We start from the raw sequence: 1985 nt of genomic DNA on the forward strand, positions 1-1985 counted from the left end.
GTATAAAGGATCAATTAATATCAGGTTCGTTTAATCAGTGATAAATAAATTTTATGGGTTTTTGTTAGGTTATGCTATCGCTAACCCAACCTACAAACAACAAACAAAGTGTTTATTTACTTAACCAGTATAAAGGCTCAATTAAATTATAAGGTTGCCAACTATTAGGCTCTCTTAAAACCGATTCTGAACCATCTGAACCTGCTTGATCTATTCTATTAGGACGAGGATCATTTTTGTGTAAAACTCCAAAAGTTGATAGGGCATAAAACCGCAAATTTTTAGGGTTAAGACTGTCTTTTAAAACTGTTTTTGTTCGAGGTAAATGAATGCCAAATAAGTCAGTTTCAGGATCGATTCTACCACACCATAATTCTCCTCTTTCACACTTACTCATAACTACTGCTAATTTTAAATTATTAGTCCTATTTTTTTCGTCCATTAGTTTGATAAATTGACTCATTACTCGATAATAAAATTTATCTGTACCATGTTCCCATTGAGTAAATAAAATTAAACATCCATTAACATCATTCATCAAACATTCGTCTATAAATTCCTGATGAATTTCATCGGATAAATTTCTGTCTGCGATTTTTTCAAAGACTTCTCCGGGGTAATCTCTAACATTGATTTGGATATTTTCAGACTTTTTTAATAAGCCTTTTTTTACCTGTAATTGAAAAGAATAATAAGGCAAACCATCTACTCCGCCTTCATTAACCGTCGTCGGTTCAAAATTTAAGCCTTCGACAATGATATTTTCGGCATTTTCTGCTAAATCTCGTGATTCATCATTGAGGGGTTGAATTTTAAAATTGCTGTCTTTTCCTTTCCTACTTCTTAAAGCTGGTAAGTAAGATAATGCCGCTAAATAGGTGGTTTTACCCGATCGACGTGGTCCAATTACGACTATATTTCCCATAAAAAATAACTCCTTTATTTTGATAAAAAACTGCCTAAATATATCCAAGGTAATTCTAGCAAATTGCGATCGTAAATGCTAGTAATAAAAAAACGTACGGATAAACCTGAAATACTTTGATTTAATTCCCTAATTTGAGGGTGAATGGGGGTAAAATAACGCTGATAAACGTATTCATTTCTTTGTTGCCAATTAAAACGAGAGCGATTAGGTATATACCCTAATAAATTTCCTTCTTGTTGTACATTACAAAATAAATCCGCTTTATTTAAGCATAGTAATAAATGACGAATTTTCGGGCATTCATATTTAAAAAAATTAACCCATCTTTGGAAACGATTACACCACTGTTTTTGGGTAATAAAGTCTTCGGGATTAGGATGATTATTTATTAATTGACGATAGGGAGGTAAGATTAATAAAATCCCCTCACTTTGCCTAATAGTGTTTAAAAATTCTTGCCATTTTGCTTGATTATCTTCTTGCCAATATTTACGCCAAATTTCTCCTCCAGTGTCTAACCAATCAGAGTTAATTTCTTTCTTTCCAGTAGGTAATTGGACATGAATATTTAGATATTTATCATAGGATGATTTATCGGCTTCTGTGGGTTTTGTTGATTGTAAATTTTGATCATATAAAAGACTTTTTATCACCTGATAATCAGGATGAATTACTTTGACATAATTACTTTGAGGATTCGCTAATTCTAAGGCTAAATGTGTTTTTCCAGAAGCTCGATCGCCTATATAAATTACTCCCAAAATTTACCTCCTTTTTTATAATTGAAAGATTGATAAGATTAAATTTTTTTACTATAAATAAACTTAAGATTACCTATTTATAAGTATTTACTAATAAATTCACAAGGAGTTAAACATTCAAAATCTGCAATAGCTTTGATTAATCCTCGATTTGATGAAACACAACAATCACATAAACCTAATTTAGCTGTTAAGTACATTTCTATATCTTCTGTGGGAATAATCGCTTCTGCTACGATTTCAGCTAATAGTTTACGCCACTTATTATCAACATTAACATAATAAAAATCTAATCG

Annotated in this window: 3 protein-coding genes; all 3 read right to left on the minus strand. The window is 31.1% G+C overall.

Features of this window, described 5'->3' with window-relative positions; translation table 11 throughout:
* Positions 1-112: 112 nt before the first annotated feature.
* Entirely contained in the window at positions 113-925 is an 813-nt protein-coding gene (locus ACN4EE_RS22990) for a TRAFAC clade GTPase domain-containing protein (protein WP_431708839.1), read from the minus strand.
* Positions 926-939: 14 nt separating this feature from the next.
* On the minus strand, positions 940-1689 hold the full coding sequence (locus ACN4EE_RS22995) for a hypothetical protein (RefSeq protein ID WP_431708840.1): 750 nt from the start codon (positions 1687-1689) through the stop codon (positions 940-942).
* Positions 1690-1766: 77 nt separating this feature from the next.
* On the minus strand, positions 1767-1985 hold a 219-nt coding region (locus tag ACN4EE_RS23000; protein ID WP_458575040.1), incomplete at its 5' end, for a PIN domain-containing protein.

This window comes from Geminocystis sp. CENA526, assembly GCF_050753365.1.
Taxonomy (GTDB): domain Bacteria; phylum Cyanobacteriota; class Cyanobacteriia; order Cyanobacteriales; family Cyanobacteriaceae; genus Geminocystis.